Consider the following 20,136-nt stretch of genomic DNA (forward strand, 5'->3'; position numbering starts at 1 on the left):
CCCCCCGGAGCCGGCGCGGAACCGCCGGCTGCCCCCGCGACGGCCCCCCCGGCAGGGCCGGAGACCCCCGAAAAACCCGATGCCGTGGTCCACTACGACATCACCGACGATGATTTCAAGGCCTTGATGGCGCGCAGGAAGGCGCGGTTCGGCCTGAAAGACAGCGTGGACATGATCGTCGAGTCGGGGGAAACCGTGGAGGTCGGCGGGATCTCCGTGCCGATGGAGGAGATCCTCGATAAGATCCGGGTGAAAACCGGCGCCATGGTGGAGATGGATCTGGGCCCCACCCTGTCGACAGTGAGCGAAGGGGAGCGGGTCGATCGACTCTACACCCAGCTCAAGGAGAAAGAAAAACGGTTCCGGGAGCTGGCCGTCGGTCTCGCCGACGCCCCCGTCGATGCCCCGGAAACGGACGAAAAACTCCGGGAATTCGAAAGCCTGCGGGAGGTGGTGGCGGATTACCACGAATATCGACGCGCCCTGTCCGCCATCCGGGACTGGGAACTCGTTCTCGAGAGCCCGGATCTCCGGGAGAAGCTGACCTCGGAGGCGGACCTGCTGGCCCTGCAGAAACAGCAAATGGAGCAGGATCTGGCAGTGCGGCTCGGGACCGCGGCGGACCCGGCGGCGATGGAAACCCATCTGTTGAAGATTCTGGCCGAATCCCGCGTCCGCCTGAAAGAGATCGACGACGCCCTCCGCACCGCGGCAGGGCATACCGCAACCACCGCCGCCCTCATCCGGGAACGGTCCGCCCTTGCCGAACGCATCACAGCCCTCGAAAAATACGAGGGGATACTGGCCCGGCGACAAAAAATCACGACGCTGCTGGCCCGTCCGGAAACCGAAGCGACCGCGGAGATCAAAGCGGAGATCAAAAAGACCCGCCTGCGGGCGGATGAACTGGAAGACACCCTGACGGACCGGCTTCTCCCCGGTGAAAGGATCAATGCCTACGGCATCCATATCGTCCGTCCCAGCGACAACATCTGGAACATCCACTTCCAGTTCCTGAAAGAAAACTTCAAGCACCGGGGCATCACCCTCTCGGCCCGCGACGACGAACCCGACGAAAGAGGCGCCAGTTCGGGCGTGGGCAAAATCCTGAAATTTGCGGAAGGAATGGTGTACATCTACAATCTCCGCGAAAATCGCCTGGAGGAGGATATCCACATCATCCATCCCATGAGCAAGATCATCGTCTTCAACATGGCCAAGGCCATCGAACTGATCAAACAGATCAACTACGAGGACATCAGGCACATCCAGTTTGACGGCGAAACCCTCTGGCTGCCGTCGACATAAGGGCCGGACATGGCGCCCATACGGAATCGTCAGGAAAAATATTTGACGAACGGGGAGTTTTACAGTATATGTGCGCCGTTTTGTTTTCAAGAATCGGACATTTGGAATTAAACCATATATATAAGGAGGTTTTGTTGTGATAGATATCGCGTATGCAATGGCCCCGCCCGCCGGCGGCGGCGGAGCGGCGGGTGGGTTCGCCTCGTTTGTTCCGTTGATCTTGATGTTCGTCATCTTTTATTTTCTGTTGATCCGTCCCCAGCAGAAAAAAGCCAAACAGCACCGTGAGATGATCGGCAGCCTGAAAAAAGGCGACCGCGTCGTAACCAACGGCGGCCTCCACGGTCGCATCGTCGGCCTGGACACGGACACCCTGTCCCTTGAAGTCGCCCCGAACGTCCGGGTAAAAATCAGCCGGGGGTTCATCGGCTCCCTGCTTCAGGATTCGCCGGCCAAGCAGCCGGCCAAGGGCGACCAGGATTCCGACGATCTGAAATCCAAGTAGACGCGCCATCTCTTAAAAACCCCGTCTTAAACCGAGATGATTCTTGCCTGTCATCTCGTTTACCGGGGTTTTTCGCTATCGGTCAATAGATCGCATCAGTCCGGCATGATTGCCATGATCATTGACAACACCCCATCGTGAAAGGAACGGATCATTGAAGAACTTCTCATGGAGGCTGACCATCCTTGGTATCGTCCTGACAGCCGCGATCGTTTACCTTATTCCGACCTTCGTGCCGGACATGTGGCCGCGTAAACAGATCAATCTGGGATTGGATCTCCAGGGCGGAATGCACCTGGTCCTCGAGGTGGACACGGAAAAGGCCGTCGTGGGAACCCTCGAACGCGTGACCCAGGAGATCCGGGATTCCCTGAAGAGCGAGCGCCTCAGGCATGGAAAACTCGAACTCCAGGGCCAGGCCGTTCTTCTCTCGATCCCGTCGGACCAGGACGCCGGCGTCAACTCCCTCCTGGACCGGGAATTTCCCGACCTGCGGTTGGCTTCCAGGACCCAGGACGGCGACGTCGTCACCCTGAAACTGGATCTGCCCGACAAGGAGACCGAGCACATCAAGACCCTCGCCGTGGCCCAGGCCATTGAAACCATTCGGAACCGGATCGATCAGTTCGGCGTGAGCGAGCCCGACATTCGAAATCAGGGCGAGAAGCAGATCCTGATCCAGCTTCCCGGCATAAAGGACACCCAGCGGGCCAAACACCTGATCGGGCGGACCGCCCAGCTCGAATTCAAACTCCTGGATGAGATCAACTCGCCCCAGGACTATGTCGACAAAACGCCGCCGCCGGGGACCGAGCTCCTCTGGGAGGTCAAGATGGATCCCAACACCCGCCGCGAAGTCAAGACGCCCTTCCTGGTCAAAAAAGGCGCCCTCCTCACCGGGGCCTATCTGACGGATGCCAAGGTCCAGATCGACTCCCAGTACAACGAACCCTACGTATCCATCAATTTCGACCGAAAGGGCGCCCGGATATTCGAGAAGATCACCGCCGAAAACGTCAAGAAGCGCCTGGCCATCGTGCTGGACCAGAATGTCCATTCCGCGCCGGTCATCCAGGAGAAGATCAGCGGCGGAGAAGCCCGCATCACGGGCAACTTCACCCCGGAGGAGGCCCGCGACCTGGCCATCGTCCTCAGGGCCGGCGCCCTTCCCGCGCCGGTCAAGGTGATGGAGGAGCGCACCGTCGGCCCGTCCCTGGGCGCCGACTCCATCCGCCAGGGGCTCTTTTCCATGATTGTGGGCAGCATCCTGGTGGTGGTCTTCATGGTCGTCTACTACAACATGTCCGGCGTCATCGCCGACGTCGCCCTGGTTCTCAACATTATCCTCATCGCGGCGGGACTTGCCGCCTTTCAGGCGACCCTGACGATGCCCGGCATCGCCGGGATCATCCTGACCATCGGCATGGCCGTCGACGCCAACGTGCTCGTCTTCGAGCGCATCCGGGAGGAGCTCCGGATCGGCAAGACACAGCATTCGGCGGTCAGCGCCGGCTACGAGCGGGCCACGCTGACCATCATGGACGCCAACGTGACGACCCTCATCGCCGCCCTGGTCCTGTTTCAATTCGGCACGGGCCCCGTCAAGGGATTCGCCGTCACCCTGTGTCTCGGAGTGATTGCCAGCCTGTTTACGGCGCTTTTCGTGACGAGGATCATCTTCGACTATCTGCTCGTCCACCGTCGGGTTAAAAGAATCAGCATATGAGCCGCACGCCCGAAATCGGCTGCACCCACTGGACCGAACCCATCACCCAAGGATAACGAACCATGCAGTTCATCAAGCCCGACATCAACATCGACTTCATCGGCAAGCGGATCATCGCCTACGGCATATCCGGCGCGCTGATCCTGATCAGCATCATCAGCCTCATCATCGACGGCGGACCGAAGTACGGAATCGACTTCGCCGGAGGCACCGTGGTCCAGGTCAAGTTCGACGCCGCCGTGAAAACGGATGCGATCCGGAAGGGGCTGGCGGATGTCGGCATCCGGCAGCCGACGATCCAGATCTTCGGGGAGCCCGAGGACAATGAGTTCCTCATTCGGAGCGACGTGTCCGAGGAAGCCGCCGAAGGCTTTCAGGAGAAGCTGGGCGACACCCTGAAAACCGCCACCGGTGCCGAGGTCGAGATCCGCCGCCTGGAAATGGTCGGCCCCCAGGTGGGCAGGGATCTCCGGGAGAAGGCCCTCTTCGCCATGTTCTACGCTCTCCTTTTCATCACCATCTACATCTCCGGCCGGTTCGAGCTGAAATGGGTCCAGTCCGGCGCCATGGCGGCCGTTCTCATCGGCGCGGTCTACCTGCTTTCCCTGCTGAAGATGAGCATCCCGTTCCTGATCTTCTCGGCCCTGATCGTGAGCCTCGTGCTCTTCTGGTTCCTGAAATTCAAGTACGCCATGGGGGCCATCGTGGCGCTGATCCATGACGTCACCATCACCGTGGGCGTCTTTGCCCTCTTCAACAAGGAGTTTTCCCTGCCCATCATCGCGGCCCTCCTGACGATCATCGGCTATTCCCTGAACGACACCATCATCGTCTTCGACCGCATCCGGGAAAACCTGAAAAAATTCACCAAGAACCCCATGGAGGTCATCATCAACCGGAGCATCAACGAAACCCTCTCCCGGACGATCCTGACCTCGGGGACCACCCTGGTCGTGGTCGCCGCCCTCTTTTTCCTGGGCGGCGGCATTATCCACGATTTCGCCTTCGCCCTGCTCGTCGGCATCGGCATCGGCACCTATTCGTCGATCTATGTGGCCAGCCCGATTCTGATCGCATGGCAGAAGGCCGCCGGGAAACGCTGATCCCCCAAGGCTTCAGGAGGCTTGAACCATTGGAATCCGAATCCATGAGCAGACTGGAACCCTGGTTCAGGCTGCGAAGCGTCCCGGGCATCGGAAATCACCTCTTCCGACGGCTCATGGATCGATTCCATTCCCCCGACCGCGTCTTTGCGGCCCCCCATGGAGAGATCGCCGCGGTGGAGGGCGTCTCCCAGCGGCTGGCCGCCGCCATCAAAGGCCAGCCCCTGACCGACGCCGTCAAAAAGGAACTTGCACAGGTAGACCGGAGTGATTACTCCATACTGACCATGAACGACCCGGGCTATCCGGCGCTCCTGACCCAGATCCCCGATCCGCCACCGTTCCTGTACGTCCTGGGCGCCCTGGGGGACTGTTCGCGAAACATCGCCGTGGTGGGGGCGCGCAACGCCACCGCCTACGGGCGGTATACGGCGGAAAAGCTCTGCCGGGAGATGGCGGCGGCCGGGATCACCATCGTAAGCGGGCTGGCGAGGGGGATCGACACCGCCGCCCACCGCGGCGCCCTGGCTGCTTCCGGCAAGACTATCGCCGTTCTGGGGACCGGCCTTGAGCGGATCTATCCGGAGGCCAACCGGGATCTGGTCCAGCGGATTGCGGCATCCGGCGCGGTCATCACCGAGTTTCCCCTGAAGGCGGGTCCGGACCCCCATCATTTCCCCGTCCGGAACCGGATCATCAGCGGCATCTCCCTGGGAACCGTCGTTGTCGAGGCCGCGCGGAAAAGCGGGTCGCTCATTACGGCGCGCCTCTCCGCCGAACAAAACCGGGAGGTTTTTGCGGTGCCGGGGAATGTGCATTCCTCGAAGAGCGCGGGAGCCCATTTTCTCATCAAACAAGGGGCCAAGCTGGTGGAGACCATGGCGGATATCATCGAGGAGCTTCCCGAATCCGCGACACGCCACCTTGCCTGGAACCCGCAGGCCCCGGAGGCCGATTCGACGGAGATGCGGCTGAAGGACACACCGCCCCTCACCCCCGAGGAGGCCCGGGTCGCGGCCGCTTTGGGCCCCTATCCGGTCCATATCGATCTCCTCGTTCGGAGCCTCGGCATGGACCCGGGAATGCTGTCCGCCCTCCTGATGCGGATGGAATTGAAGGGGGTCGTCATCCAGACCCCGGGAAAGATGTTTTCGATTGAAACAGACAAAAGAACCAGCATCAGCAAAAGCTAACGCGATAAGCGTTAAGGATAAATTAAGGTGAGCAGCAAACCGCTAGTTGTCGTAGAGTCCCCCACCAAAGTCAAAACCATCAAGAAATACCTTGGCAACGTCTTTAACGTGGCGGCCACCGTGGGCCATATCAAGGATCTGCCTTCCAAAGAGATGGGCATCGATATCGAACAGGATTTCCAGCCCCAGTACCGGGTGATCCCGGGAAAACAGAAGGTGATCTCCTCCTTGAAGAAGGAAGCCGGGGATGCGGAAGACATCTACCTGGCGCCCGACCCGGATCGCGAGGGGGAGGCCATTGCCTGGCACACGGCCGAGGTGCTGAAAAAAAAGGGCCGGCGGTTTCACCGGGTCCTCTTCCATGAGCTGACGGAGACGGGAATCCGCGACGCCATGAATTCGCCCGAACCCCTGAACGACAATAAGTATGACGCACAGAAAGCAAGGCGGATCCTCGACCGGCTCGTGGGCTACCATATCTCCCCCCTGCTCTGGCGCAAGGTCAAGAACGGCCTGAGCGCCGGGCGGGTCCAGTCCGTTGCCGTCCGCATCATCTGCGAACGGGAAAAGGCCATTCAGGCCTTCAATTCGGAGGAATACTGGACCATTTCGGCCCATCTCTCCACCGAAACGCCCCCGCCGTTCACGGCGAAGCTGGCGAAAAAAAACGACCAGAAAATCACCATTCCCGACGAAGCCGCCGCAAGAGAGATCCTGAACGACCTTGCGGGAAAAGATGTCGTCGTCGAGAAGATCCTCCAGAAAACGACCCGCAGGAACCCGCTCCCGCCGTTCACCACCAGCAAGCTTCAGCAGGATGCCATCCGAAAGCTGCGATTCTCCGCCAAAAAGGCGATGATGGTGGCCCAGCAGCTCTATGAGGGCGTCGAACTGGCGTCCGGGGAGCCGACCGGCATGATCACCTACATGAGGACCGACTCCATCCGGATCGCCGCCGAGGCGGCCGAGGAGGCCATCCGGCTGATCGGGGAGCAGTTCGGCGCCCCGTATGCCGCGGGTCAGCCGCGGTTTTTCAAGAACCGGAAGAAGGTCCAGGACGCCCACGAAGCCATCCGCCCCACCTCGGTCTACCATACCCCCGAGCAGGTCAAGCCTTACCTCACCGCGGATCAGGCGGCGCTCTACACCCTGATCTGGAAGCGGTTCGTGGCCTCCCAGATGCAGCCCGCCGTCATCGACAACAACGCCGTGACGATCCGCATCGGGGACTACCGGTTCAAGGCCACCGGCTCCGTCGTTAAATTCCCCGGATTCATGGCCCTGTACGAGGTCGCGGATGAGAAGGACGCCCCCGAGCAGGACAAAACCGTCCTTCCGGAGCTTGCCGAGGGGGCACGGCTCATCCTCGGGGGGTTGGATCCCAGACAGCATTTCACCCAGCCGCCGCCGAGATTTTCAGAAGCCTCCCTGGTCAAGGAGCTGGAGGAAAACGGCATCGGCCGTCCAAGCACCTACGCGACGATTCTGTCCACGATCCAGGAGAAGGGGTACGTGGAGCGGCAGAAGGGCTATTTCCGTCCGAGCGAACTGGGGCTCATCGTCAACGACCTCGTGGTGAAGAGCTTTCCCGACATCTTCAACGTCGAGTTCACGGCCAAGATGGAGGACGACCTGGATCGGGTCGAGGCGGCGGAGATCAATTCCAAAATGATTCTCGAAGGCTTTTACGCCCCGTTTTCAAATGAGCTTGAGGCTGCCGCCGAAGGCATGCTGAGCATGAAGGGGGTGGGCTCGTCCACCGGCATCCGCTGCCCCCAGTGCGGGAGCGAACTTCACATCAAGGTGGGCAAGAACGGACCCTTCCTGGCCTGCAGCAGCTATCCCGACTGCAATTTCAGCCGGGATTACACCCGGGATGAAAAAGGCAACATCCAGATCATCGAGCCCGTCTCGGACGATGCCGTCGACAAGGCCTGCGAAAAATGCGGCAAACCCATGACCGTCAAGCGCGGCCGCTACGGCACCTTCCTGGCGTGCAGCGGGTATCCCGAATGCAAGCACACCCAGTCCGCCAGCGCCGAGGTCGGCGGTCAGTCGACAGGGGTCAGGTGCCCGGAGGAAGGGTGCGGCGGGGAGCTTGTCGAGCGCCGGTCAAAGCGGGGAAAGGTCTTTTACGGATGCAGCCGGTTCCCGGAATGCAAGTACGCCATCTGGGACAAACCGGTGGGTGTCCCCTGCCCCCAGTGTGATGCCGGGTTCCTGGTCGAAAAGAGCACCAAGAAGGACGGCACCTTCCTCATGTGCCTGAACCCCGCCTGCGGCCACAGGACCACCGAACCCGACAAGGAGGAGTCGTGAGCCGAAATCATTATCCCCCCGGCCATGAAAAGAGTTGACACGGCCGCCAAAGCCTGTTAGGACGGAACCAAATCATTCAAGAGGGTTAGCATTTCGTGATAAACATCGCCATTATTATTCTTCTGATTATCGTTCTCCTCCTTGGGGTACTCCTTCCCATCGAGGCAGAAAAGGGTTGATAATGGCCTGACGAAAACAAGACAAAAAACTCCGAAATCCGTTATCAGCCCAAGGCCGATAACGGATTTTTTTTTTTGGAAAAGAAAGACTGCGATCCATGAAAAGCGACATCGCGAAAAAAGGGCTGGAGCGGGCGCCCCACCGGGCTCTGTTCAAGGCGATGGGCTATACCGACACTGAAATCGGGAGACCTCTCGTCGGCATCGCCAATTCGGTCAACAGCATCGTGCCCGGCCATATCCATCTCGACAAGATCGTCGACGCGGTCAAGGTCGGCGTTTACATGGCGGGCGGCACCCCTATCGAGTTCGGGGTGATCGGGGTCTGCGACGGCATCGCAATGAACCATGCCGGCATGAAATACTCCCTGGGCAGCCGGGAACTGATCGCCGATTCCATCGAGGTCATGGCCACGGCCCACGCCCTCGATGCCCTGGTGCTGGTCCCCAACTGCGACAAGATCGTCCCGGGCATGCTCATGGCTGCCGCCCGCCTCGATCTGCCCGCGGTGGTGGTGAGCGGCGGCGCCATGCTGGCGGGGCGCCACCCGAGGACCGGGAAAAAGGTGGATCTCATCACCGTCTTTGAATCGGTCGGCGCCGTGAAATCCGGACGGATGACCGAGTCGGAGCTTCTGGAGATCGAGGATGCGGCCTGCCCCACCTGCGGATCCTGCTCCGGCATGTTCACGGCCAACTCCATGAACTGCCTCACCGAGGCCATCGGCATGGGCCTGCCCGGCAACGGCACCATTCCGGCGGTCATGGCCGCCCGGATCCGCCTGGCCAAACAGGCGGGCATGGCGGTGATGACACTCCTGGAAAAGGGGATCACGCCGAGGAAGATCCTGACTGAGAAGGCCTTTCAGAACGCCCTCGCCGTGGACATGGCCCTGGGCTGCTCCACCAACACCGTCCTCCATCTGGCAGCCATCGCCGCGGAGGCCGAGGTGGCGATCGACCTCGACATGATCAACACGGTGAGCGGGAAAACCCCCCATCTCTGCTCCCTCAGTCCGGGCGGCAAGGACCATATCGAAGATCTGAACCGGGCCGGCGGCATCCCCGCCGTCATGAAGGCCCTGGCGGAACTCGGCCGGATCCACCTCGACTGTGTCACCGCCACCGGCGATACCGTGGGCGCCAACATCGAAGGCGCCGAGATCCTGGACCCCGACGTCATCCGGCCCGTCGGCGACCCCTACCACCAGCAGGGCGGCCTGGCGGTCCTCTTCGGCAACCTGGCGCCCGAAGGCTGCGTGGTGAAGCAGTCGGCGGTCCGGGAGGAGATGATGCGCCACGAGGGGCCGGCCCGGGTGTTCGACTCGGAGGAGGCCGCCTCCGGGGCCATCATGGCCGGGAAGATCCAAAAGGGGGACGTGGTCGTCATCCGCTACGAGGGGCCCAGGGGCGGTCCGGGGATGCGGGAGATGCTGACCCCGACCTCCACCATCGCGGGCATGGGCCTCGACGCCCACGTCGCCCTTTTGACGGACGGTCGGTTCTCGGGCGGGACCCGGGGCGCCTCCATCGGGCATGTTTCGCCCGAGGCCATGGCGGGCGGCCCCATCGCCCTGGTCGAGGAGGGGGACCGGATCGCCATCGACATCCCGAACAAGACCATCACGCTGAAGGTGCCCGACGACACCCTGGCCGCGAGAAAAAGCCGGTGGACCGCTCCGGAACCCAAAATCACCCGGGGATACATGGCCCGATATGCGCAGATGGTCTCTTCGGCCAGCCGCGGCGCGGTGGTTGAGAGCCGTTAGCCGCAGCAGAATGTTGCGTTTTACACCCTCAAGGAGGTTATTATGAAGCTCACCGGCGCGCAGATCCTCATGAAAGTGCTGAAGGATGAAGGCGTGGACACCATCTTCGGATATCCGGGCGGCGCGGTCCTCGACATCTATGACGAACTGTTCCGGACGGATATCCGGCACATCCTGGTCCGCCACGAGCAGGGCGCGATCCACGCGGCCGACGGGTACGCCCGGGCCAGCGGCAGGGTCGGGGTCTGCCTGGTGACCTCCGGGCCCGGCGCGACCAATACCGTGACGGGCATCGCCTCGGCCTACATGGACTCCATTCCCGTCGTGATCATCACCGGACAGGTGCCGTCCCACCTCATCGGGAACGACGCGTTCCAGGAGGTGGACATCGTCGGCATCACCCGTCCCTGCACCAAGCACAACTACCTGGTTCTGAACGTCGACGAGCTGGCCCAGACCATCAAGGAGGCCTTTTTCATCGCCCGATCCGGCCGTCCCGGGCCGGTCCTGGTGGACCTGCCCAAGGACGTCGTCAACACCGTCACGACCTATCACCCGCCCAAGAAGGTCAAGCTGAGGTCCTACAACCCGACCTACAACCCCAACATGAAACAGCTCTACAAGGTGGTGGAGCTGGTGAAAATGGCCCGGCGGCCCATGATCTTCGCCGGCGGCGGCGTCATCCTCTCCCAGGCCCACAAAGAGCTGACGGAGTTCGCCCGGCGGGTCCAGATCCCCGTCACGACCTCCCTCATGGGGCTGGGGGCGTTTCCGGCCACCGACCCCCTGTGGCTCGGGATGATCGGCATGCACGGCACCTACCGGTCCAACAAGTGCACCGCCGCATGCGACCTCCTCATCGCCGTCGGGGTGCGGTTCGACGACCGGGTCACCGGCAAGACGGACAGCTTCGCCTCCCAGGCCCAGATCGTCCACATCGACATCGACCCGACCTCCATCCGGAAGAACATCCCGGTGGCGATCCCGGTGGTGGGCGACTGCAAGCTCACCCTGGGCCACATCAACACCCTCCTGAACGAGGAAGACCTGGGAAACCTGGCGGAAAAGCGGAGCGGCTGGCTGGCCCAGATCGCCGGATGGAAGGCCAAGACCCCCCTGGCCTACGAACAGGGGCCCGACATCATCAAGCCCCAGTTCGTCATCGAAACGCTTTACCGGCTGACCGACGGCGAGGCCATCATCACCACCGAGGTGGGGCAGAACCAGATGTGGGCCGCCCAGTACTATCATTTCAACGACCCCGGCCATTTCATCACCTCGGGCGGGCTGGGGGTCATGGGCTTCGGCCTGCCCGCGGCCATCGGCGCCCAGGTGGCCTGCCCGGACAAGCTCGTGGTGGACGTGGCCGGCGACGGCAGCATCCAGATGAACATCCAGGAGATGGCCACGGCCGTGCAGTTCGACCTGCCCGTCAAGGTGGTCATCCTGAACAACGGATACCTGGGGATGGTGCGGCAATGGCAGGAGCTGTTCTACAAGAAATGCTACGCCTGCACCGGCATGGAGCACGCCCCGGATTTCGTGAAGCTGGCCGATGCCTACGGCGCCCTCGGGCTCAGGGCGACCCGGCCCGATGAGGTGGAAAAGGTCCTCGCCGAGGGACTTGCGGCCAAGAAGCCCGTCATCATGGATTTTGTCGTGGAACGGGAGGAAGGCGTCTACCCCATGGTCCCGGCCGGCAAGCCCATTACGGAGATGCTGCTGGTCTGACGGGCCGGCGGACCCAAGCGAATCGATCCCAACACGAGGAGTCGCAAATGCTATCAGAGGAAAAACATGTCCTGTCCATCCTGGTCGACAACCAGCCGGGGGTCCTTTCGAGAATCGCCGGGCTCTTCAGCGGCAGGGGGTACAACATCGAAAGTCTCTGCGTGGCCGAGACCGTGGACGACAACGTCTCCCGTCTGACCATCGTCACCAAGGGGAATCAGCCCGTCGTCGAGCAGGTCAAGAAACAGCTCAACAAGCTGATCAACGTCATCAAGGTCAACGAACTGACCGGATCGCGATACATCCAGCGGGAGCTGGCCCTGATCAAGATGAACGCCAAGCCCGAGACCCGGGCTGAAATCCTCCGGATCGTGGACATCTTCCGGGGCAAGATCGTGGACGTGGGGCCCGAGCACTACACCATCGAAGTCACCGGCGACGAGGGAAAGCTGGAGGCGCTCCTGACCCTGCTCAAGCCCATCGGCATCAAGGAGATCGCCCGCACCGGGGCCATCGCGCTCTTCCGGGAACCCAAATAGCCTTATCATGAACATGCAGCATCAGCTCTAAAGGAGAAACATTCACATGGCAAAGATCGATTTTGGCGGCGTTATGGAAGAGGTGATCACCTCGGAGGAATTCACCCTGGAAAAAGCCAGGGAGATGCTCGACAAGGAGGTTGTGGCGGTGATCGGCTACGGGGTCCAGGGCCCGGGGCAGGCCCTCAACATGCGGGATAACGGCATCCAGGTCATCGTGGGGCAGCGGAAAGGCGGGGCCTCGTGGGACCGGGCCGTGGCCGACGGCTTCGTGCCGGGGAAGACCCTTTTCCCCATCGAGGAGGCGGCCGCAAAAGCCACCGTCATCCAGTATCTTCTCTCCGACGCAGGCCAGGTGGCCCTGTGGCCCGGGATCAAAAGCTGCCTCAAGGCCGGGAACGCCCTCTGTTTCTCCCACGGCTTCGGCGTGGTCTACAAGGACCAGACCGGCATCGTGCCGCCCGCCGACGTGGATGTCATCCTGGCCGCGCCCAAGGGCTCGGGCCGGACGGTCCGCACCAACTTCCTCGACGGCAGCGGCATCAACTCCAGCTTCGCCGTTTTCCAGGATTACACGGGCCGTGCCCGGGAGAGATGCCTGGCCCTGGGGATCGCCATCGGATCGGGCTACCTGTTCGAAACCACCTTCGAGAACGAGGTCTACAGCGATCTCACCGGCGAGCGGGGCGTCCTGATGGGCTGCCTGGCGGGCGTCATGGAGGCCCAGTACACCCTGCTCCGCAGGCACGGCCACAGCCCCAGCGAGGCCTTTAATGAAACCGTGGAGGAGCTGACCCAGAGCCTCATCCGCCTGGTGGCGGAAAACGGCATGGACTGGATGTTCGCCAATACCAGCACCACGGCCCAGCGGGGGGCTTTGGACTGGGCGCCCCGGTTCCGGGATGCGGTGGCTCCCCTGTTCGACCGGCTGTATGAGAGCGTCCGGAACGGCGGAGAGACCCGGCGCGTCCTGGACGTCAACAGCGCCCCGGACTACCGTGAAAAGCTCAACGCGGAGCTGGACGTGATCAAGCGCTCGGAGATGTGGCGCGCCGGGGCGGCCGTCAGGGCACTCCGCCCTGAAAACCGAAGCAAATAGCGCCGCCAGGCCAAGGCGCGGTGCATCCGCCCGCGCCCCATGACGGCATCACCCAAAGGAGACCCAAGATGGAACCGGTCCTGTTGTACGACACCACGCTGAGAGACGGAACCCAGGGAGAAAACATCAATTTCTCGGCGGAAGAAAAGCTCAAGATCGCCCTGAGACTGGATGACATCGGGATCCACTATATCGAGGGAGGATGGCCGGGCTCTAACCCCAGGGACCGGCAGTTCTTTGACATGGCCAAGACGGTCCCATTCAGGCATGCCCGCCTGGCGGCCTTCGGCGCCACACGGCGCCCGGGCATGCTCCCGGGGGACGATCCGAACCTCGCGGCGCTCGTGGAGAGCGAAACGCCCGTGGTGGCCATCTTCGGCAAAACCTGGGACCTCCACGTAAAGCTCATGAGCAACACCCTGGAGGAAAACCTCGCCATGATCGAGGAAACCGTCGCCTTCCTGAAGCGCAAAGGCCGGGAGGTGATCTACGATGCCGAGCATTTCTTCGACGGGTACCGGGACAATCCCGGGTACGCCATGCTGACCCTGAACGCGGCGATCCGCGGCGGGGCCGACCTCCTGGTGCTCTGCGACACCAACGGCGGCAGCCTCCCCTTTTTCATCTCCGAGGCCTTTCAGGCGGTTCGGGAGGCCGTAAGGGATTCGGGGGTCCGGCTGGGCATCCACACCCACAACGACTGCGGACTGGCGGTGGCCAACAGCCTCGAAGCCGTGCGCCAGGGGGCCGTCATGGTCCAGGGGACCATCAACGGATACGGCGAGCGCTGCGGCAACGCCGATCTCATCACCCTGATCCCCATCCTGGCCGTCAAGATGGGGCGGCCCTGCGTCACCCTGGAGAACCTCAAGAAACTCCGGGGGCTGTCGCGCTTCGTCAGCGAGACGGCCAACATCGTTCCCCTCAACACCCGCCCCTTTGTCGGCAAGAGCGCCTTTGCCCACAAGGGCGGCATCCACGTCAGCGCCGTGATCAAGGATCCCTCGGCCTACGAGCACATCGATCCGGCCCTGGTGGGCAACGCCCGCAACGTTTTGATCTCCGACCTGTCCGGAAAGAGCAACATCGAATACAAGGCCAAAGAGATGGGCATGAAGATCGGGGGCAACGGCCATGACTCCGGAAAGATCGTCCAGGAGATCAAAACCCTGGAGCAGGAAGGATATCAGTTCGACGCGGCCGAGGGGTCGTTCAAGATCCTCCTGGAGAAGCTGACCGAACAGCACAAGCCGGCCTTCGACCTCGAATCCTTCCGGGTCGTCATCGAAAAGGAAAAAAACCGCCCCTGCAGCTCCCACGCCATCGTCAAGATCTCCGTGGGCTGCAAGGACGAAATCACCGCCGCCGAGGGCAACGGGCCCGTCAGCGCCCTGGACAACGCCCTGCGGCGGGCGCTCCATCAATTCTTCCCCGATGTGGACAGCATGCACCTGGTGGATTTCAAGGTCCGGGTGATCGACGGCAACGCCGGCACGGCGGCCAAGGTCCGGGTGCTCATCGAATCGCGGGACCAGGACAACCTGTGGAGCACCATCGGCGTATCCGAGGACATCATCGAGGCGAGCTGGCAGGCCCTGGCCGACAGCTTTCAGTACAAGCTGGCCAAGCAGCAGAACCTGCAATGTACGGAATAAACGGACCCTCATGATCACGACACAGCATATTCTGAGAGGAAACAACGCCGCAGGACCATCCCCGGGATGCCTTGTCCTGCGGCCCATGCTCCGCTGAACAATGGGAAAATCCCTGCAACCCCGGCACAACGGTGCCGGAAGTGGACACAATCTTAATTTTTTGCCCGATGCCCGGGCATCCCCTGAACAAAGGAGCATATCATGACCGATCGCGTATATATCTTCGACACCACCCTGAGAGACGGCGAGCAGTCCCCCGGCGCCAGCATGAACACCGCGGAGAAGCTGCGGCTGGCCGTACAACTGGAAAAACTGGGCGTGGACGTTTTGGAGGCCGGCTTTCCCGCCGCGTCCGAAGGCGATTTCGAAGCGGTTTCAGCCATCGCCGCAAAACTGCAGCGAACCCAGGTGGCCGGCCTGTGCCGCACCGGAAAGGCCGACATCGACCGGGCCTGGCAGGCGGTGAAGCATGCCAGGAACCCGAAAATCCACACCTTCATCGCCACCTCCGACATCCATCTCAAGTACAAGCTGAAGATGGACCGGGACCAGGTCGTCGCGGCGGCCACGGAGGCGGTGAAATACGCCAAGTCTTTGACCGACCAGGTGGAGTTCTCCGCCGAGGACGCCTCCCGGAGCGACCGGGATTACCTGTGCAAGGTCTTCGGCGCGGCCATCGCGGCCGGGGCCACCGTCATCAACCTCCCCGACACCGTAGGCTATGCCATCCCCAGCGAATTCGCCGAACTGGCCCGGTATGTCCTGGACCACACCCCGGACATGCACCGGGCGATCCTGAGCGTTCACTGCCACAACGACCTGGGGCTGGCCACGGCCAACACCCTGGCCGCCATCGCGGCGGGGGCCCGCCAGGCCGAGGTGACGGTCAACGGCATCGGCGAGCGGGCCGGCAACACCTCCCTGGAGGAGGTGGTCATGGCCCTCCGGACCCGCAGCAACTGCCTGCCCATGACCACGGGGATCCATACCGAGCAGATCTACCCCACCAGCCGCCTGGTGAGCATGATCACGGGCATGATCGTCCAGCCCAACAAGGCCATCGTCGGGGCCAACGCCTTTGCCCACGAGGCCGGCATCCATCAGGACGGGGTTTTGAAAAACCCCATGACCTACGAGATCATGCAGCCCGAGGCCATCGGCCTCAACGCCAACAAGCTGGTCCTGGGAAAACATTCCGGCCGCCACGCCCTGAGGGACCGGCTGCGGGATCTGGGCTACGACCTCTCGGACGAGGAGCTGAACATCGTCTTCACCAAGTTCAAGGAGCTGGCCGACAAGAAGAAGCACGTCGTGGACGAGGACCTGGAGGTGGTCGTGACCGAAGGGATCCTGAGGACCACGGAATACTTCAAGCTGGAGTACCTGCACGTCTCGGCCGGCACGACGGTCATGCCCATGGCCAGCGTGGAGCTCTCCATCAACGGCAGAAAGGTCCGGGGGGCGGACTGGGGCAACGGCCCCATCGACTCGGCCTACAACACCATCGCCAAGCTGACGGGGACAAGTTCCGAGCTGCTGCGGTTCACGGTGTCGGCCCTGAGCGGCGGCACCGACGCCCAGGGCGAGGTGACGGTCCGCCTGCGGGAAAACGGCCTGGTGGCCCTGGGCCGCGGCACCGACCCCGACATCATCACGGCCAGCGCCAAGGCCTATATCAACGGCCTCAACCGGTTGGAATACCTGAAGGCCCACCCGGTCCATGCCTCCCAGCAGACCGTGTAGCAGACCCGAGAACCGCCCGGAAGGCCCATCGCGGCCTTCCGGCGGGCCGGGCATCCATAACACACCCCGTCGCAAGTACGTGCTCGTTTGCCGCGGGGTGTGGCAGGGGGCAGCCGTGAGGCTGATCCCTATCCCGATCGGTGGTTGCTGCTTTTGCGCTCGCCAATGCCGGCGCTGAAGGGAATAGTTAACATCACCATGAAAATAGATACCAGAGCACTCCAGCCGCCCTGTCTGTAAGCCAATCCTGAGCCTGTAATCCCAAGCCAGTCTCCGATGCAGTAAAACAGCACGTAAAGAGCGTTCGAACGTCCCTTGTGCAGCGAACTGGATCTAATGTTTTTCGATAGGCGCTGACATCACATCCAGATGGATATCGTCACCGGATAGAGTTAGGCGGTGCTCTACAATAACCTTATGAATATCAGGGAAATAACTCTTTTTTCTTTCCAATAGCAAATCAATCATATAGACAAATGAGCCGATATCTTCTGCATCTCCGCCTGTTGGGAAAATCTGCTCGATGATTTTATTTTGAAAGTCTTCTTGTTGATCTTCTGGAGTCATTGACATATTCCAGACGGCGACCGAAAAGGCAATAGTCGATTGGATTCGATTTTCATTCCCCCCGCACAGTTTGATCAGGGGTTCGGCAATCTTCAGGATCACAGCGGACATCTTGATTTCTCCGGCGGGCTCGCCAGCGGGCGACTTGACCTTCTCGAATCCCTTGATGAAATCAACCTGTAATTTCGGGCGCAGAATCTCTATCTTCTGCTTCTTTGGAAAAGTTTTGGCCTGCCGGTTTGATATTCTTTTTGCTTTCTTATGTCGCTTCTTTGTAGCCACCTGATGTGTCCTTGGATTGGATTAAGTGCGCTGTATTTCATCCACGAATCGGCTTGTTTCTTCAAGGATCTCGTTCTGCCTGATCAGCCGAGCCGCCGGATACATGACCCGTAAATATCCGTTGGCGTGGGAGGGGGTAGCCGTGAGGCTACTCACTATCCTGATAAAGGTTTGATTCTGAGCGGGGAGTCGGATCGGCTTCTCATGGGATATATCTTTCCGCCTGGTCAGATCAAACCTTGTGGGTTAGACATGAACCCGCAGCGCGTAACTCACGCAAAGTGCACATACATACAGCCCGCCTCCGAATACGGTATGTGTCACAAGGCTCTTCAGCCTGGCCTGCATTGGTTTGGGCGTTCTTGAGGCAGCAATGCCGAGGCCGAACGACGGTTGCATGATGAAGAACGGGAACACTACGGTGCCAATGCCGTAGAGCAGCGCAGGCAGCAAAGTTGGTCGCGCAAGCCAGTCACCTGATGTCAGAACGACGAACACAAGCGCGAACACGACACCAATAGTGTAGTGGGCAATCCAGCCAACCGTGCACTCAAAGGTTTTCTGCGGGGCGGCGGTGATACTCGCATGTCTAAAAGTGCCCCCCGGCATGTGGCGAAGCCATCGTCCGAGCAAACAGTAGTTGAGCGAAGGAATGCTGAACGTACGCTTCAGGAACAGATTCCAAAGGTCCATGACCAGAGTTGCGCCAATACCAATGGCAATTGCACCAAGGATGTAGTTTTCTTCAATGCTCATGATCTACCTCGACATGGATGTTGCTGCGTAACGTAAAGATCAACGGGCTGAGCGATAGCGAAGCTCCGCTGGAGCGTTATGTGTACGTCCGACATGGGCATGAACTTATGGGGTGAAAGTCCCCTATGTGTGAATCCTGTCAATATCTTGAGATATAGACATAAACATTACCCAAAGGCAAGGGGGTTGTCGCGATGTATTGCCTGAAGGAAGCCCGAGTGCAATGCTATGAGCCGACGGACTATTGGTGAAAATTCATTACCCGGCCACGGTCCGGTAGGTTTTGTGAACCGTCTGGTGCGGACCCTTATGAGTCGTGGCTTGGGAGAGGGGAGTCGTGAGGCTTCCCTTGAGCCCGATATCAAAAGCTCATATTTTTGCGGCAATCCAGGCAATCACCAATACCAATATCCAGGCTCCTGAAAAACACCACAAAGCATGTTTCCATCTATTTCCGAAAAAGTGTTTCGTAGATTGGACAATCCAAGTCGAATTGAACGAAAGATGGAAAATCAAAAGTACCAATAATAGAAGGGAAAGATAAAGGTGGATATCTCTCCAATCATGCCGGTGCAGTCCAAGGAAATATTTTGAGGCCTGAGCTGCCTTTCCTTCGGGTATTACAAAAGCCAGCAATAATCCAATCACAGCGATGGAACAAATATCTATGAACAGGATTGTATTAATAATATATTTTATAGAATTCTTTTTCATTCCAATTAGTTGATAGGTAAGTATAGATAAATTTCTCTCAATACAGAGCCTTCTGCGGATGCCGAATCCAGGCGATGGTCTTGGATGGCAATAGCGATGATTCCAAGCAAGTTCTGAATTGTTCCGGTATCCTTGATAAAATCCGTTCATGGGTATTCATAAATAGGATCATTGTTTGACCACCAGTTTGATGGCTTTCCTTCGATTTTTAGGCCATCCTTGGAAGGTCTCGCTTTGCCTGATCACCCGAACCGCCGGATATGCGGGCTGTAGGTCAGGTTGTATGGGCGGAGGAGTCATCGATAGCTTTCCTTCTCCCGATAATTGCTGGCTTTTTGGGGACGATTTGGTTCCGAAAGAAATACCAGATTTTCGATTTCCTTTATCGCTTGCTCAGCGTTAATCTTCTCAACATCCGTTCTTCCTATGAAGGAGGCACCACCCATAGACGTTTTAACGTAGATCAACTCACCTTGTATGGCTTCAATATTAATTGTCGTTTCACCAGGATATAACATTGCAGGAACGGTAATCTGATGTTTTCCTGGTTCAATATCAACGTAGAAAACGGTACCACGTAACGATCTGCCCACTTTATTGCCATCTAGAAGTATGTCCGGTTGACCTGCGGCGCCAAATAATATATCTGGGCGATAAAATACTATTCTACTCTTTTCACTTGATAATCCGACGATATTGTTTTTCACAGTGGAATATTTTGGCCCCGCAGTTGCGCAACTTATTATCTCGTCAGTCCAGAGTTCTGATCCCTTTATGCGGCCAGCGGCAAAGCGCTCTCACGCGGGCCACGGTTCTTTGACATAATAATTCGATAAATCGCGTCAGTGCTGAAAGCGCGAAAATTATGGTAGTACTCCTGCTGGACGACCGACCGGACCACTTCCTCGGATGGGATGCTGGAACTGACCGTTCGGAGCCAGCCCATGT

15 protein-coding genes and 1 pseudogene are annotated in these 20,136 nt (G+C 59.9%); 12 read left to right on the forward strand and 4 right to left on the reverse strand.

Translation table 11 applies throughout. The features are described from left to right. The 12 genes and pseudogenes from ACEW8N_RS14480 to ACEW8N_RS14535 all read left to right on the forward strand — a co-directional run. Positions 1-1,308 (forward strand): annotated as a pseudogene (locus tag ACEW8N_RS14480) (hypothetical protein); the annotation flags it as partial. 136 nt (positions 1,309-1,444) lie between these two features. Beyond that, positions 1,445-1,813 carry a preprotein translocase subunit YajC gene (yajC, locus tag ACEW8N_RS14485; protein WP_373500548.1) on the forward strand — a complete coding sequence of 123 codons (369 nt, stop codon included), beginning with the start codon at positions 1,445-1,447 and terminating at the stop codon, positions 1,811-1,813. A gap of 154 nt (positions 1,814-1,967) precedes the next feature. Then, complete coding sequence (gene secD, locus ACEW8N_RS14490) at positions 1,968-3,539, forward strand: protein translocase subunit SecD (protein WP_373500549.1); 1,572 nt, start codon at positions 1,968-1,970, stop codon at positions 3,537-3,539. A 62-nt stretch (positions 3,540-3,601) separates the two neighbouring features. Next, a complete protein-coding gene (secF, locus tag ACEW8N_RS14495) occupies positions 3,602-4,642 on the forward strand; it encodes a protein translocase subunit SecF (protein ID WP_373500550.1) in 1,041 nt (346 codons plus the stop codon). A 44-nt stretch (positions 4,643-4,686) separates the two neighbouring features. Further along, positions 4,687-5,835, forward strand: a complete 1,149-nt coding sequence (dprA, locus tag ACEW8N_RS14500) for a DNA-processing protein DprA (protein ID WP_373500551.1) — start codon at positions 4,687-4,689, stop codon at positions 5,833-5,835. A gap of 27 nt (positions 5,836-5,862) precedes the next feature. Beyond that, complete coding sequence (topA, locus tag ACEW8N_RS14505) at positions 5,863-8,154, forward strand: type I DNA topoisomerase (protein ID WP_373500552.1); 2,292 nt, start codon at positions 5,863-5,865, stop codon at positions 8,152-8,154. A 277-nt stretch (positions 8,155-8,431) separates the two neighbouring features. Next, the gene (gene ilvD, locus ACEW8N_RS14510) at positions 8,432-10,102 is read left to right on the forward strand and encodes a dihydroxy-acid dehydratase (protein WP_373500553.1); all 1,671 of its coding nucleotides are present in this window, start codon (positions 8,432-8,434) and stop codon (positions 10,100-10,102) included. Between the two features lie 42 nt (positions 10,103-10,144). Beyond that, the gene (gene ilvB / locus ACEW8N_RS14515) at positions 10,145-11,833 is read left to right on the forward strand and encodes a biosynthetic-type acetolactate synthase large subunit (protein ID WP_373500554.1); all 1,689 of its coding nucleotides are present in this window, start codon (positions 10,145-10,147) and stop codon (positions 11,831-11,833) included. Positions 11,834-11,880: 47 nt separating this feature from the next. Beyond that, the gene (ilvN, locus tag ACEW8N_RS14520) at positions 11,881-12,372 is read left to right on the forward strand and encodes an acetolactate synthase small subunit (protein ID WP_373500555.1); all 492 of its coding nucleotides are present in this window, start codon (positions 11,881-11,883) and stop codon (positions 12,370-12,372) included. A gap of 46 nt (positions 12,373-12,418) precedes the next feature. Beyond that, a complete protein-coding gene (gene ilvC, locus ACEW8N_RS14525) occupies positions 12,419-13,471 on the forward strand; it encodes a ketol-acid reductoisomerase (protein WP_373500556.1) in 1,053 nt (350 codons plus the stop codon). A 68-nt stretch (positions 13,472-13,539) separates the two neighbouring features. Then, positions 13,540-15,126, forward strand: coding sequence for a citramalate synthase (gene cimA / locus ACEW8N_RS14530; RefSeq protein WP_373500557.1), 1,587 nt, complete (start codon positions 13,540-13,542; stop codon positions 15,124-15,126). A 201-nt stretch (positions 15,127-15,327) separates the two neighbouring features. Beyond that, positions 15,328-16,869, forward strand: a complete 1,542-nt coding sequence (locus ACEW8N_RS14535; protein WP_373500558.1) for a 2-isopropylmalate synthase — start codon at positions 15,328-15,330, stop codon at positions 16,867-16,869. A 333-nt stretch (positions 16,870-17,202) separates the two neighbouring features. On the opposite strand, the gene ACEW8N_RS14540 is transcribed toward ACEW8N_RS14535, so the two are convergent. From ACEW8N_RS14540 to ACEW8N_RS14555, 4 genes are all read right to left on the reverse strand, one after another. Continuing rightward, positions 17,203-17,718: a hypothetical protein gene (locus ACEW8N_RS14540; RefSeq protein ID WP_373500559.1), complete on the reverse strand. Its 516-nt coding sequence runs from the start codon at positions 17,716-17,718 to the stop codon at positions 17,203-17,205. Between the two features lie 246 nt (positions 17,719-17,964). After that, complete coding sequence (locus ACEW8N_RS14545; protein ID WP_373500560.1) at positions 17,965-18,474, reverse strand: DUF2938 domain-containing protein; 510 nt, start codon at positions 18,472-18,474, stop codon at positions 17,965-17,967. 369 nt (positions 18,475-18,843) lie between these two features. Continuing rightward, a complete protein-coding gene (locus tag ACEW8N_RS14550) occupies positions 18,844-19,338 on the reverse strand; it encodes a DUF4405 domain-containing protein (RefSeq protein WP_373500561.1) in 495 nt (164 codons plus the stop codon). Positions 19,339-19,484: 146 nt separating this feature from the next. Further along, positions 19,485-19,895 carry a DUF2846 domain-containing protein gene (locus ACEW8N_RS14555; protein WP_373500562.1) on the reverse strand — a complete coding sequence of 137 codons (411 nt, stop codon included), beginning with the start codon at positions 19,893-19,895 and terminating at the stop codon, positions 19,485-19,487. Between the last annotated feature and the right edge of the window lie 241 nt (positions 19,896-20,136).

This window comes from Desulfococcus sp., assembly GCF_041737845.1.
GTDB lineage: Bacteria > Desulfobacterota > Desulfobacteria > Desulfobacterales > Desulfococcaceae > Desulfococcus.